11 protein-coding genes are annotated in these 13,051 nt (G+C 58.6%); 5 read left to right on the top strand and 6 right to left on the bottom strand.

What is annotated here, in order from left to right:
- Nucleotides 1-10 precede the first annotated feature (10 nt).
- The 4 genes from mexE to AC3WRD_RS08215 all read right to left on the bottom strand — a co-directional run bounded on the left by mexE (nucleotide 11) and on the right by AC3WRD_RS08215 (nucleotide 3,117).
- Nucleotides 11-1,264 carry a multidrug efflux RND transporter periplasmic adaptor subunit MexE gene (mexE, locus tag AC3WRD_RS08230; protein ID WP_096820379.1) on the bottom strand — a complete coding sequence of 418 codons (1,254 nt, stop codon included), beginning with the start codon at nucleotides 1,262-1,264 and terminating at the stop codon, nucleotides 11-13.
- Nucleotides 1,265-1,540: 276 nt separating this feature from the next.
- On the bottom strand, nucleotides 1,541-1,993 hold the full coding sequence (locus AC3WRD_RS08225) for a DUF805 domain-containing protein (RefSeq protein WP_096820380.1): 453 nt from the start codon (nucleotides 1,991-1,993) through the stop codon (nucleotides 1,541-1,543).
- Between the two features lie 15 nt (nucleotides 1,994-2,008).
- Nucleotides 2,009-2,356, bottom strand: a complete 348-nt coding sequence (locus AC3WRD_RS08220) for a DUF4190 domain-containing protein (RefSeq protein WP_096820381.1) — start codon at nucleotides 2,354-2,356, stop codon at nucleotides 2,009-2,011.
- A gap of 101 nt (nucleotides 2,357-2,457) precedes the next feature.
- Nucleotides 2,458-3,117: a hypothetical protein gene (locus AC3WRD_RS08215; protein ID WP_102619837.1), complete on the bottom strand. Its 660-nt coding sequence runs from the start codon at nucleotides 3,115-3,117 to the stop codon at nucleotides 2,458-2,460.
- Between the two features lie 333 nt (nucleotides 3,118-3,450).
- Here AC3WRD_RS08215 and AC3WRD_RS08210 point away from each other — a divergent pair, with 333 nt between their 5' ends.
- Complete coding sequence (locus AC3WRD_RS08210; RefSeq protein WP_102619838.1) at nucleotides 3,451-4,635, top strand: sugar transporter; 1,185 nt, start codon at nucleotides 3,451-3,453, stop codon at nucleotides 4,633-4,635.
- A 50-nt stretch (nucleotides 4,636-4,685) separates the two neighbouring features.
- Here AC3WRD_RS08210 and AC3WRD_RS08205 read toward each other — a convergent pair whose 3' ends face one another.
- Nucleotides 4,686-5,600 carry a LysR family transcriptional regulator gene (locus AC3WRD_RS08205; RefSeq protein WP_085709803.1) on the bottom strand — a complete coding sequence of 305 codons (915 nt, stop codon included), beginning with the start codon at nucleotides 5,598-5,600 and terminating at the stop codon, nucleotides 4,686-4,688.
- A gap of 270 nt (nucleotides 5,601-5,870) precedes the next feature.
- Between AC3WRD_RS08205 and AC3WRD_RS08200 the strand changes: the two genes are divergently transcribed.
- From AC3WRD_RS08200 to pgm, 4 genes are all read left to right on the top strand, one after another.
- A complete protein-coding gene (locus AC3WRD_RS08200) occupies nucleotides 5,871-6,893 on the top strand; it encodes a zinc-dependent alcohol dehydrogenase family protein (protein WP_085731020.1) in 1,023 nt (340 codons plus the stop codon).
- Between the two features lie 546 nt (nucleotides 6,894-7,439).
- Nucleotides 7,440-8,894: a hypothetical protein gene (locus AC3WRD_RS08195; RefSeq protein ID WP_102619839.1), complete on the top strand. Its 1,455-nt coding sequence runs from the start codon at nucleotides 7,440-7,442 to the stop codon at nucleotides 8,892-8,894.
- A gap of 49 nt (nucleotides 8,895-8,943) precedes the next feature.
- Nucleotides 8,944-10,344, top strand: coding sequence for an aminotransferase-like domain-containing protein (locus AC3WRD_RS08190; protein ID WP_102619840.1), 1,401 nt, complete (start codon nucleotides 8,944-8,946; stop codon nucleotides 10,342-10,344).
- 109 nt (nucleotides 10,345-10,453) lie between these two features.
- Nucleotides 10,454-12,100, top strand: a complete 1,647-nt coding sequence (gene pgm / locus AC3WRD_RS08185; protein WP_102619841.1) for a phosphoglucomutase (alpha-D-glucose-1,6-bisphosphate-dependent) — start codon at nucleotides 10,454-10,456, stop codon at nucleotides 12,098-12,100.
- Nucleotides 12,101-12,163: 63 nt separating this feature from the next.
- Here the strand turns inward: pgm and AC3WRD_RS08180 are convergent, their stop codons facing one another.
- Nucleotides 12,164-12,859 (bottom strand): pirin family protein, encoded by a 696-nt coding sequence (locus tag AC3WRD_RS08180; protein ID WP_085731268.1) that lies wholly within the window; start codon nucleotides 12,857-12,859, stop codon nucleotides 12,164-12,166.
- Nucleotides 12,860-13,051: the final 192 nt, after the last annotated feature.

The following is a 13,051-nucleotide window of genomic DNA, read 5'->3' as shown; positions in this document are numbered from 1 at the left end:
TTGTCGTCCCTTAACCGCGTGGGGTCGCAGCAGCCAGTTTCACAACCGATCCCGACGCGCCTTTGGCAGGTGCGACTTTGGGCAGGTTGCTGGCTTCCAGCGCTTGTCGTTGTTGAGCCAGTGCAGCAATGGTCTGCTCGCTGGCCATCGGGATCACTTCAGGCGTGACCGGAGAACCAGGGCGAACCCGTTGCAGACCCTTGACGATGATCGTGTCGTCCTTGTTCAGGCCGCTGCGCACGATGCGCAGGCCTTCGATCTTCGGACCGAGTTCAACGGCGCGGTAGGCGGTTTTGTTGTCGCCATCCATCACCAGCACAAACTTCTTGCCGAGGTCGGTGCCGACCGCTTCATCGTTGATCAACATGGCGTTGTAGGTGCCGCTGCCGACCAGTTTCAGACGTGCATACAGACCCGGGGTGTAGGTGCCGTCGCTGTTGTCGAACACGGCGCGACCACGGATGGTGCCGGTCTTCGGGTTGACCTGGTTATCGACGAAGTTCATCTGACCCTGGTGCGGGTTGCCGTCTTCATTGGACAGGCCCATGTACACCGGCGTGGTCGCGCCACGCTGACCCTGACGGGCGAGTTGGGTGTATTTGAGGAACACACGCTCGTCGGCGTCAAAGTAGGCGTAGACCTTGTCGGTGGAAACCACGCTGGTCAGCGGAGTGGTGTCGGCAGTCACCAGGTTGCCGGCGGTGATCTCGGCACGGCTGACGCGACCGCTGATTGGGGAGGTTACACGGGTGAAACTCAGGTTCAGTTTGGCCAGATCCAGTTGCGCTTGCAGGGCGCCGACAGCGGCACGTGCTTCTTGTGCAGCGCTGGTGCGCGAGTCAGCCAGTTCGGCGGAGATGGCGTTGCTGGCACGCAGGCGCTCGCCACGGCCGGCTTCGTTTTCACTGCGGGTGGCGTTGGCGCGGGATTGGGCGACCAGGGCTTCGAGGCGGCGAACCTCAGCCTGGAACGGACGCGGGTCGATCTGGAACAGCAGGTCGCCTTTCTTGACCAGTGCACCTTCGGTGAAGGCGACTTCGTCGATCTGGCCGGAGACCCGCGGACGGATTTCAACGGTTTCCGGCGCCTCGAGGCGCCCAGTGAATTCGTCCCACTCGTTGACCGGTTGTTCCAGCACCTTGGCCACACTGACCTTGGCAGCAGGCATGGCGGCGGCGGTCTCTGGAGCTTTGCCGCAGGCGCTCATCACCATCACGGCCAACAGAGCCAACGGGAAGCGCAAATGTTTGAGTGATTGTTCCATGGATGCATCCGCCAATGTATTGAAGATGGGCGGATGATGCTCGGCGGGTTGATAGCAAACGAATCGAATGACACGAAGGTAACTATCATTCGGAATGATATAAGACCGAGCGAAGCCCTCTAGCATGCACCTTTCGTTAGGGGGCTATCAAATGAAATGATGACAAAACTGTGTTGCGTGGCAAGTAAAAAAGCAGCAACACCTTTTCAAAGGTGAATTGCAGAAACAAAGAGACGGCCACGTGGGCCGTCTCGATCAGCTAGGTGTCGACGTGTTTCAGTTGACGCCCTTGCGGTTTGGACCAAAACGATTCGGGCCCGGCTGGCTGTCTTGTGCCAGGAACACGATGTTGACGATTGGCAGCAACAACCACCAGCCGCTGCGGTCGGTGTCGTGCATGCGGCGTACGCCTACCGCGAGCGCCGGCAGGAACACTGCCAGACTATAAAGGTTGTACAGGATGCCTTTGGTGTTCAGCATGGCATCGAGAACGCCGATGACAATGGAAACCCCAAGGTTGATCAGAATGAACATCCAGTATTCACGGCGAGTGGCGCGACCCTGAAACACTACGTAGTTCTTCAATGCTTCGAGGTATGGGTTACCCGTCGTGATGGCGGGGCCACTTGCATAGACTTGTTGTGTTGCTTGAGGCGCCCCGCACTGCGGGCAAGCCACGGCCAGACTGCTAATTTCCTTGGCGCAACCGCGGCAGAAAACCATGCTCATATTTTTTCCCTAAAATTATTCAATCGATAAACAGGACAACACAAACGCGGCAATACCTGACAAAACAATGCCGGCAATCGCGAGGTTTCTTCCTGAGTGTTTTTGGTTGATACAGACGATGCCGCAAATGAGGCCCGCGAGGCTGAGAGTTCCCACACCGACAATCGCGTCCCTGTCCCATTCGGAGTCATCAAACAGGGTGAGTGCGCTGATAATTCCGAGGATCAACGAAACGATGGCCAGCCAAGGCATTTCGGCTTGCGTTTGCGGCACTGAGGCCTGTTGGGCGGCCCCGCATTGGGGGCAGGTGAGCGCCGTTTCGTGTAGCTCCTTGGCGCATGCACGACAATAGACCATTGCCATCGTTTTCCTTAACTGAGTGCGAGTGCCCGACCTTCCATCGGTCGGGGCGGCGGTAAGTTAAACTTTATTACCGGATTTGTCATTAAGCACTTTGCCATTACTCATGAGCCAGGGTTTCTGGGCTCATCGTCCACACTGACCTTCAAGCGCAACGTCAGACCTTGAAGCTGTCTGTTTTTCAACATGCCCAGTTCCGGCCCCTTGCGTTCGTTGCCATTGGCGTCCAACCCTCGGCACTGGAGACTGGACTTGAGGGAACGATCAGACGATGGATCTTGCCAATGGCAACGCACGGCGAGTATTTGCTCATCGATTCGTGTTGCCGGTTTTTCATTCTCCCCAAGGAATGTTTCAACCTTGAGGCCGACCGAGGACGTGTCGATCGTTTTTTCGACTGTCGCAGAGTGACCAGCAATATTGAAATCAATGCCACTGAGCACCAAGAAACAATCTCCGACCTTGCGACTCACCGCTATCTCGAACTCGGAAGTGAAAGGCGTGGCGTGGGCATCGGCATAGAACTCTTTTCTATCAGGCTGCGGATCGCCCGCGTAATCGTCGGGCAATATGCATATCCCTCCGAACAGCTCGCTGTAATACGCGGTGGTGTAGACATTGAATTGTGCAGGCATTTCAGTCTTGAGCGTGAATGTGTTCGAGAGCATCGCGCAGCCGCTGCCCAGCAGCATGGAACTGGCGACAAGCAGGGTACGAACGGAGCGAAAAGCACGGTTGGTGAAGTGGTTTTGTTGCGAGGGCATCAGTACTTCCTTGTAACGTCTTGGGGGCATTTCTGGCTTTCAATGGTTTGCCGGAAGATCCACATGGCTGAATGTCAGGTCAACTGCAACATTGCTCGCGAGTAAGAAATGCGGGAGCTTGATATCCGTATGGCAATTGATTGCGCTACGCAGGCCAATGAAGCGCGCTGCGGTTCAGGGCAGCGGGGTGTACTCGAAAGTGTGCGCCGAGAGTTTCCCACCCGGCGGACAAGTCGCCGTTTCTTTATAGTAAAGTCGCCAGCGAACCACCTGTCGTCTGAGGCTTTTCGGCAATTGGTGTACGTAAAAACGACAGATGGGCACGACTTATAAATGAACAACTCCACGACTACAACCAGCGGCAATTGGTATGCGGTCATTGCACTGGCACTGGCTGCGTTTGTCTTCAACACCACCGAGTTCGTCCCAGTCGGGCTGTTGAGTTCGATCGGCAGCAGCTTCGACATGACGTCGGCTCAGGTCGGTTTGATGTTGACCATCTATGCGTGGGTGGTGTCGCTGACCTCGCTGCCGATCATGCTGCTGACGCGCAACGTCGAGCGGCGCACGCTGTTGATCGTGCTGTTTGCGATGTTCATCGTCAGTCATATCCTGTCGAGTCTGGCGACCAGCTTCGCTGTCCTGCTGCTGAGCCGGATCGGCGTGGCGTTGTCGCATGCGCTGTTCTGGTCGATCACGGCTTCTCTGGCCGTGCGTCTGGCGCCACCGGGCAAGCAGGTTCAGGCCTTGGGCTTGCTGGCAACCGGCACTTCCCTGGCGATGGTGCTGGGCATTCCCCTCGGCCGGATATTGGGCGAGGCGATGGGCTGGCGAACCACCTTTATCGCGATCGCGGTGCTGGCGGCTACGTTGGTGTTCTGGCTGGCCAGGGTCTTGCCGTTGCTGCCCAGCCAGAACTCGGGGTCGCTCAAAAGTTTGCCTTTATTGTTGAAGCGACCTGCACTCGTAGCGATCTATATCCTGACCGCGATGGTCGTGACGGCTCACTTCACCGCTTACAGCTACGTGGAACCGTTCGTTCAGGTCGTGGCGGGCATGAGTGGCGAGACGGTAACGCTCATCCTGCTGTTATTCGGCGGTGCGGGGATTTTCGGGTCTCTGCTGTTCAGCTGGCTACACCGGTACAGCCCGCAGCGCTTTCTGATCGTCGCCGTGTCGTTGCTCGCGTTGTGCCTGGCGTTGCTGCTGCCCTTGAGTGGCAAGGTCTCTTACCTGTGCACGCTGAGCCTGTTCTGGGGAATGGCGATCATGGGGTTCGGTCTGGCGTTGCAGTCCAAGGTTCTGGTGCTGGCGCCTGATGCGACCGATGTGGCGATGGCGTTGTTTTCGGGGATCTACAACATCGGCATTGGTGGCGGTGCACTGATGGGGAGCTGGGTGGGCAGCCAGTTTGGTTTTGCTTATGTTGGGGTGGTGGGCGGGATGCTGGCGGCGTTGGCGCTGTTGCTTTATTGCCTGTCGGTCTATCGATTGGCTCGGCCCGGGGCTTCTGTTTGAGTTTTTGAACCGCTTTGCTGCCGATAGCAAAGCGGTTTCGGAAAGGCTTCTCAGAGGCTGTCCGGATCCCCGAAAAACATCTGAATCCGTGACCGCAACCAACGCTCCCCAGGATCGTTATCCTGCGACCCACGCCAGGCCATGTGCAGTTCAAACGTACGTGTCGGCAACGGCGGGTCTTCTGCGCGCACACCACCCGCAGACGTCAGCGCATCCGCCGTGTAATCCGGCACCGTCGCGACAATGTCGGTCCCGGCCAGCAACGTGCTCAAACCGTTGAACTGCGGCACGGCCAGCACCACGTGGCGTTTGCGGCCGAGCTTTTCCAGTTCTTCATCGATAAAGCCACTGAGATCGCCGGCGAACGACACCAGCGCATGCGGGCGGGCGCAATAGTCATCCAGGCTCAATGGTCCCGGCACCGTATCGGCGCGCAGCAGTTTCGGCTGGCTGCGGCGCAAGACTTTGCGCTTGGCGTTGGCCGGCAGGTCGGTGGTGTAGCTGACGCCGATCGAGATTTCACCGGAGGCGAGCAAGCCCGGCATCAGGATGTAGTTGACGCGACGGACCACCAACACGATCCCGGGCGCCTCGGCCCGCAGGCGCTTGAGCAGCATCGGCAACAACGCGAATTCGACGTCGTCCGACAAGCCGATCCGGAATACCGAGGTGCTGGTGGCCGGGTCGAATTCGGCTGCTCGGCTGACCGCTGTCGAAATCGAGTCCAGGGCAGGCGAGAGCAGGGCGAAGATTTCCACCGCACGAGCAGACGGTTCCATGCTGCGCCCGGTGCGTACAAATAGCGGATCGTCGAACAGTCCGCGCAGGCGCGAAAGCGCCGCGCTGATCGCTGGCTGGCCGAGAAACAGCTTCTCCGCAGCGCGGGTCACGCTGCGTTCGTGCATCAGCGTTTCGAATACGATCAACAGGTTCAGGTCGACACGACGCAGGTCATTACGATTCATCTGGAGTCCTGGCAGAGTCATCAAGCTTGACGAGAGCGACCATATGAGAACAATGGCCGGCATGAATCTTACGGGGAAAGGCTGGTAGTCTGCACCGGGTAATTCAGCTTTACTGAGAAGGCGGCAGCAGTTTTTTCATGGATTTGCTCAATGCTGGCCATACTGCGGAATCAATGACAGGCATGTCGACTATTAATAGCCACTGATAGTCTTGGCTGGAAAGCCCAGATAGAGTTCAGGGCATTAGAGGTTACTTTGACGAGGTTTGCGATGTCCCGCACGATCCGTTTTCACAAGTTTGGTCCGGCCGAGGTGCTCAAATGCGAAGAGCATGCGGCCGCTCAGCCAGGTCCTGGCGAAGTGCAGGTGCGTGTCGAGGCGATCGGCATCAGCTGGTACGACACGCTCTGGCGTCAGAACCTGGCGTCGTCTCAGGCCCGCCTGCCTTCAGGCCTGGGTCATGAAATGGCTGGTGTGGTCACGGCCATTGGCGACGGTGTCGAAGACCTGATTGTCGGTGACAAGGTGGCGAGTTTTCCGGCCGAGAGTCCCAATGACTATCCGGTCTATGGCGAACTGATCGTTCTGCCGCGTACGGCGCTGACCCGTTATCCGGACGTGCTGAACCCGATCGAAGCCAGCGTGCATTACACGCCGCTGTTGATCGCCTATTTCGGTTACGTCGATCTGGCACGCGTCAAACCCGGGCAGTTTGCCCTGGTCACTGACGCCAGTCATTGCGCCGGTCCGTCCTTTGTCCAGTTGGGCAAGGCGCTGGGTGTGCGAGTGATTGCCGCCACGAAAACCGCGGAAGAGCGCGAATACCTGCTGTCCCTCGGTGCCGAGAAAGTGATCGTCACCGAAGAAGAAGACCTGTTGATGCGGATCAACAAGATCACCGACAACCGTGGCGTCAATGTCGTGTTCGACGGTCTCGGTGGCCCACAGATGTCGCTGCTTGGAGATGTGCTGGCACCTCGCGGCAGCCTGGTTTTGTATGGCCTGCAGGGTGGCAACCAGACGCCATTCCCGGCCTGCGCAGCGTTCCAGAAGAACATCCAGTTCTTCGTGCACTGCATCGGCAACTTCACCGGGAAGCCGGAACTGGGCATCGTCCAGGATCACGTCGCCTTGCAACGTGCCCTGCGTGACATCAACCAGTTGACGGCCGACCGCGTGCTGCTTCCGCTCAAGACCCGGGTCTTCCCGTTCAACGAGTTTGTCGAAGCACACCGCTACATGGACGAATGCCCTTGCCGTGAGCGGGTCGCCCTGCAAGTCGAACCTGCCTGACCGTTGTGATCAGAGTCCGTGGCCCCACGGACTCTTGTGCGTTCCATCCTTCAGACCATGAGAAACCCTGGGCGCGACGCCTGGGGACGTTCAGCAACTGAACTGGTTTTTACTCTTGATCTGTATCTTCTAATCGCCCTCCAGACCCTGATAATTGAATGACTACTTTCATCTCAAGGAATGAGCTATGGCTGTGCATTCTCTTTTTTCTGCGCGATACAAAATGATTGTCGAGGGTCGATATCTTGATTCTTGTTTAATTGCTGTAGGGCGGTCGCGTAATCCCTTCTTTTTTTCTTGTGCTCATCATGCGCAGGCCATTGTAAGAAATTTCCCAGGAAAACTTCTTTCTCGAGAAAACCCTGTAACGGCGGGGGCTTGCGGCGTGCGAGTCATAAACATGAATTATTGCGAGCCCAACTGTTTCAAATAACTACAAAACCTTAAGTGTTAGCATTTCAGCGTCTATTAATTAATGAAGAATGATTGCGCGTCCGGCGTTCGTGGTTGCGCAATATAAAACCTTTGATATCGGGTGAAGTACTGATGAGCACGATCCATGACCAGGCAATGAACTATGTCTACCAGCAAGTATTGCAACGATTGCTGAGTTTCTTTTCCCGTGCAGAACGCACGGCATTGCAGCTGTTGATTCAGCGACTGGCGGTGGCTGCCGGGGGCATGGATCGAATCGGCGAATTCAAGGTGCTGGTGACGCAATCGGGCACTCGGGATTGCTGTTACAGCCTGGCCCTGATGCGCGCTGCGCAACTGAGCATCGCCGGACGGGCTCCGGGCACTTTTCAGTTGCGGGTGGCAACCCTGCGCGGTTGCGCCACACCGCCCTCGGCACTGCACAACATGCACCGCAGTTTCAGCGCACTGTTTCTGTATGACGACCCAAGGGTAGAACTGCTGATGATCGACAATCGGGAGGTCTTGCCTTTTAACCATCAGGCGCCGCTCACCGACGATGGTCGGGAGGCGAATCGCATCAATCTGCTGATGGTTGGCCACCGCCGGCGCTGGGGAGAGAGCCTGGAGCTTTGGGACGACGCGTACCTGGCCACCGCCGAGTTCTACGGGCAGGTCGCACGCTGGAACAACGGCGTCGATGCCTTGGTCAGCAGCGACTCCGCACGCAGCCAGGAGCATTTTCTCCAGGGGCTGGATCGCGCCGCCCAGAAGGCTGGCATCGGCGCGCTGCCGAAGCGGGGGGCCGGATTCGAAGAGCTGTTCAATCTGCTCGACGGCATGGGGGGCGACTGCTATCGCGAGCTCCACGCAGAGTCCGATCTGCTGCCGTGGCGTCCTCTCGGTCAGTTCGAAGCCTGTCGGCGCACCCATTACATCGGCATCGATGACATGGTGGTGGGCAAGATGGAGGAGCGATGGCCCTTGCTCAGCGACTTTCTCGGGTTTCAGACGGATGATTTGTTGCTCGAGCCAGGCACCGGCGAGTCGCCAGATCCCTTGGTCGCGGCCTACCTGAGCGGTCTGCAAGCCAACTACATCGGCGGTCACGATTATGAAGTCGGGGTCTCGGAATACCTGCAGCGTTGCCTGGCAGTGATGCGTCGCAAAAACCTGCCGGAGCAGATTTGCGAACGGTTTGTGGCGACGTTCGGCAACCTGTCCGATCTCAGCGAGCATCGATCGTTGGCCTCCTCATCCTTGCAAAAGAGTTTCGGGCTCAATGAAGCGCAACTGGTCTGTCTCTTGTTCGCGCCTTTCATCGAGGGCGGAGCCGGGCTCGAACGTTTTCTGCGCACCTGCCATCCGGGCATGCTGGTGGCCATGCCGGATCTGCATCGTGCGATGCAGGGATTGCACGCGCCGGAGCAGGTTCTGCAATGGATGACCGATGTCAGTGGGTTGCCCGTGCGGCTGATCAGTCGGCTGTATGCCATGGACGCCATTCAAATGGCCGATCAGGCAACGCACGCCCCGGGTCCGGCCGACCGCGAGGTTGCCGCAGGCGACCGTACGGCGGAAGGTTGAACGTGAGCGTAGCGCCCGGTCACCAGAGAATGCCTGCGGACGCCGGTTCATGAATGCCTCGCGTGAAAACGATTTCGCCTATCAGGCGGTCTATCGCTATCTCACCCAACTGATCGAAGGGCCAGGCGGCGAAGGAGCGGTCCGACTGCCCTCGTTAAGGCAACTGGCCGAACGGCTGAACGTGTCGATTTCGACCATTCAGTACGCCTATGCACTGCTTGAACGAGAAGGCCGGGTCTACTCCGTGGCCAAGTCCGGGTATTTCGCACAGCCGGCATCCACGGTCATGCCGCCCGGGCGAGGCAATGATCTGCTGGAAACCGTGTACGTCAACGCCAGATGTCTCGGCATGCGCGTATTGAGTGCTGACGACCCGGCTTCGATTCAACCCCTGGACAGTCCGTTGCTGATGCTTGAGCGGGAGCTCATGCGCCAATATCCCCGGCCATCACAGGCACCGGCCCAGCCTTGTGGCGAGCTGGAGTTGCGCACGCTGCTGGCCGCTCGCTATACCTCATCACCGACCCATTGCTGGCATGCCGAGGATGTCTATATCGGTGCCGATGTGAGAGGGGTGCTGGAGATCCTGATCGCGGTCCTTGAACTGCGTCACACGACCGTGGTGGTCGAGTCTCCCTGCGACTGGGTGATATTGCGCTTGCTTCAGTCTGCCGACGTGCGGGTCATCGAGCTGCCGGTACAGCCCGGCGGAGAGTTCGATCCATGGCATCTGGCCTCGTTACTGGAAACCGAACCGGTACGGCTGATCCTGCTGTCGTCGCAATTGAACATGCCCCATGGCAGCCTGGCGCCTGCGGATAATCGCGAAGCCATCGCGCGCCTGCTCAGGCTCCACGGTACCTGGGTGCTGGAAAACGACAGTTACAGTGAATTGGGCGATGACTGCGCAAGTCGACCTCTGCGGGACTTGCTGGACCCCGATCGCCTATTGGTGTTTTCCACGTTCGAAAAGGTCATCGGTGTCGAAGCGCCCTATGGCTATGTGCTCGCTCGCCAATGGCGCAACGACCTGCAACGGCACTTTCTGCTGCGTTCGTTTCGCTTGTCGCCGATTCGCCAGAAAGCCATTGCCCGACTGTATGCCAGCGGTCGTGTCGATCAACATCTACCGGTGCTAAAGCGTCTGCTCAAGGAGCGTCGTACACAGTTGATCGAGCTGCTGCGCGAAGGACTGGGCGATGCACTGCACATCGCCGAGCCGCAGGGCGGTGCGACGGTCTGGGTGCGTTCATCGCGTCGGGTGGCGATGGGCACGGTGTTTCAACGGCTGCTCAAGCAACATGTGTTGATCGCGCCGGGAGAGCTGTTCAGTACCCAAGGCATGCATGGGCAACACATGCGTCTGAGCGCGATAGGCAGCAGCGGGCAGGAGCTGGCAGGCGTCGTCGGTTTGCTTGGCGATGCCTTGCGACTGGCCCCCGATGACTGAGCTGTTAAAAAACATCGGGGATGCGCTGGATAGATCCCATCGCACTACGGTCAAACTGCCAGTAAACTCCGCTGTAATTTCCTGAACCACTCTATTTCAGAGGTTTTGCATGACACTCAGTCCTTTTGCGGGCAAACCGGCACCGGCAGAGTTGTTGGTCGACATCCCGCGACTGGTAACGGCGTATTACACCGGTCAACCCGACGCCTCGATTTCCACCCAGCGTGTGGCGTTTGGTACTTCCGGGCATCGTGGCAGCTCCTTCGACTTGAGTTTCAACGAGTGGCACGTTCTGGCCATCAGCCAGGCGATCTGCCTGTACCGCGAAGCCCAGGGCATTACCGGTCCGCTGTTTGTCGGCATCGATACCCACGCGCTGTCGACGCCGGCCGGGGCCAGCGCCCTGGAAGTGCTGGCAGCCAACGGTGTGACCGTGATGATCGCCGAAGGCGATGAGTACACCCCGACACCGGCAGTGTCCCACGCCATTCTTTGCTACAACCGCGGCCGCACCACCGGCCTCGCTGACGGCATCGTCATCACGCCGTCGCACAACCCGCCACAAAGCGGTGGCTACAAATACAACCCAACCAACGGTGGCCCGGCCGACACCCACATCACCAAGTGGATCGAAGCCAAGGCCAACGAACTGCTGGCCAACAAACTGGCAGGCGTTAAACGCATCGGTTACGAGCAGGCGTTGAAAGCCCCAACCACGCATCGTCACGATTACGTGAATACCTACGTTGCCGACCTGATCAATGTCATCGATTTCGATGCCATCCGCGGTGCCAAACTGCGTCTGGGTGTCGATCCGCTGGGTGGAGCAGGGGTGCGTTACTGGTCGGCCATTGCCGAGCACTATCGTCTGGACCTCGATGTAGTGAACAAGGAAGTCGATTCGACGTTCCGCTTCATGACTGTCGACTGGGATGGCCAGATCCGCATGGACCCATCGTCCAGCCACGCCATGCAAGGCCTGATCGGTCTCAAGGAGCGCTTCGACGTCGCGTTCGCCTGCGATCCGGATCACGACCGTCACGGCATCGTTACCCCGTCCGGCGGCCTGTTGGCACCGAACAACTATCTGGCCGTGTCGATCGACTACCTGTTCCAGAACCGTCCGCAGTGGCGCGCCGATGCGGCCGTGGGTAAAACCGTGGTCAGCAGTGGCCTGATCGATCGCGTGGCCAAGCGTCTGGGACGTCGCCTGTACGAAGTACCGGTCGGCTTCAAGTGGTTCGCCGACGGCCTGTTCGACGGCTCGCTCGGTTTCGGCGGTGAAGAAAGCGCCGGCGCATCGTTCCTGCGCAAGGACGGTGGCGTCTGGTGCACCGACAAGGACGGCCTGATCCCGGCCCTGTTGGCTGCTGAAATGACTGCCCGTACCGGCCGTGACCCAAGCCAGGCTTACCGCGCACTGACCGATGAACTGGGCGAGCCGTTCTCGGTGCGTGTCGATGCCAAGGCCAACCCTGAGCAGAAAGCGCTGCTGAGCAAGCTGTCGCCGGAGCAAGTCACTTCGACCGAACTGGCGGGCGAGAAGATCCAGAGCATTCTCAGCAAGGCACCGGGCAACGATCAGGCCATCGGCGGCCTGAAAGTGATGACCGAGAACGGCTGGTTCGCCGCGCGTCCTTCGGGCACCGAAGACATCTACAAGATCTACGCTGAAAGCTTCATCGGTGACGACCACCTCAAGCAACTGGTGGCCGAAGCGCAAACCCTGGTGGATGGTGCAATTTCCACCAAGTGATCAGTGCTGAATAGAAAAGGGCGACCTCAGAGGTCGCCCTTTTTTTGCCCGCCATTCAGCCGATCAGGCCAGATCCACCAACACGATTTCACTGTCTTCAATGGCTGTGACGGTCAGCACCGGCTCATGACTCACCGCGACACCGTCTCGAGCTTGCGCACGCAAGCCGTTGACTTCAATCACGCCGGTGGCCGGTACGAGGTAGGCGCGACGTCCGGCATCGAGGCGATACTCGGCGGTTTCCCCGGCCTTGATCGTGGCTGCCACCAAACGTGCATCGGCGCGAATGCGCAGACTCTCATCGTCACCGACCTTGCCGCTGGCGAGGGTCACAAAGCCTTCGCGCTCGCCTTTGGGAAACGGTTTGGCACCCCACGAAGGTGGTGCACCGGTTTCGGTCGGCATGATCCAGATCTGAAAGATCTTGGTAGCGGTCGCTTCCAGGTTGTATTCGCTGTGGGCGATCCCGGTGCCGGCGCTCATCACCTGAACGTCGCCGGCTTCAGTGCGGCCCTTGTTGCCCAGGTTGTCCTGGTGGGTGATCGCACCTTCACGCACGTAAGTGATGATTTCCATGTCCCGGTGCGGGTGAGTGGGGAAACCGGTTCCCGGGGCGATGATGTCGTCGTTCCACACCCGCAGATTGCCCCAGCTCATGCGCTGTGGATCGTAGTACTCGGCGAACGAAAAATGGTGATGGGCATCCAACCAGCCGTGATGGGCGCCGCCCAGCGAGCTGAAGGGTCTGAGTTCAAGCATGATCTTCTCCTCAAAAGGTTCGTCATGGGGCGTTTCGGCCGCAGCCACGAAGCGAGACCGGTGATTGATGGCGAGCATCATCTATCAGCCAACAATCGAGAAAAAGCGTAAAAAGTGCTGCATTCCCATCGAATTGATTGATGTTATAAACCTCGAAACGCTCTTACGCAGCCTTCAGTTCATCGCCTAACT

The organism is Pseudomonas sp. FW215-R2, assembly GCF_058789255.1.
Note: the sequence above shows the minus strand (reverse complement) of the source record. Positions and strands in the feature narration are given on the sequence as shown.

Coding starts and splice junctions, on each gene's coding strand:
- mexE (WP_096820379.1), bottom strand. CDS start 1,264: ATGGAACAATCACTCAAACATTTGCGCTTCCCGTTGGCTCTGTTGGCC.
- AC3WRD_RS08200 (WP_085731020.1), top strand. CDS start 5,871: ATGTCCCGCACGATCCGTTTTCACAAGTTTGGTCCGGCCGAGGTGCTC.
- AC3WRD_RS08180 (WP_085731268.1), bottom strand. CDS start 12,859: ATGCTTGAACTCAGACCCTTCAGCTCGCTGGGCGGCGCCCATCACGGC.
- AC3WRD_RS08225 (WP_096820380.1), bottom strand. CDS start 1,993: ATGAGCATGGTTTTCTGCCGCGGTTGCGCCAAGGAAATTAGCAGTCTG.
- AC3WRD_RS08195 (WP_102619839.1), top strand. CDS start 7,440: ATGAGCACGATCCATGACCAGGCAATGAACTATGTCTACCAGCAAGTA.
- AC3WRD_RS08220 (WP_096820381.1), bottom strand. CDS start 2,356: ATGGCAATGGTCTATTGTCGTGCATGCGCCAAGGAGCTACACGAAACG.
- AC3WRD_RS08205 (WP_085709803.1), bottom strand. CDS start 5,600: ATGAATCGTAATGACCTGCGTCGTGTCGACCTGAACCTGTTGATCGTA.
- pgm (WP_102619841.1), top strand. CDS start 10,454: ATGACACTCAGTCCTTTTGCGGGCAAACCGGCACCGGCAGAGTTGTTG.
- AC3WRD_RS08190 (WP_102619840.1), top strand. CDS start 8,944: ATGAATGCCTCGCGTGAAAACGATTTCGCCTATCAGGCGGTCTATCGC.
- AC3WRD_RS08215 (WP_102619837.1), bottom strand. CDS start 3,117: ATGCCCTCGCAACAAAACCACTTCACCAACCGTGCTTTTCGCTCCGTT.
- AC3WRD_RS08210 (WP_102619838.1), top strand. CDS start 3,451: ATGAACAACTCCACGACTACAACCAGCGGCAATTGGTATGCGGTCATT.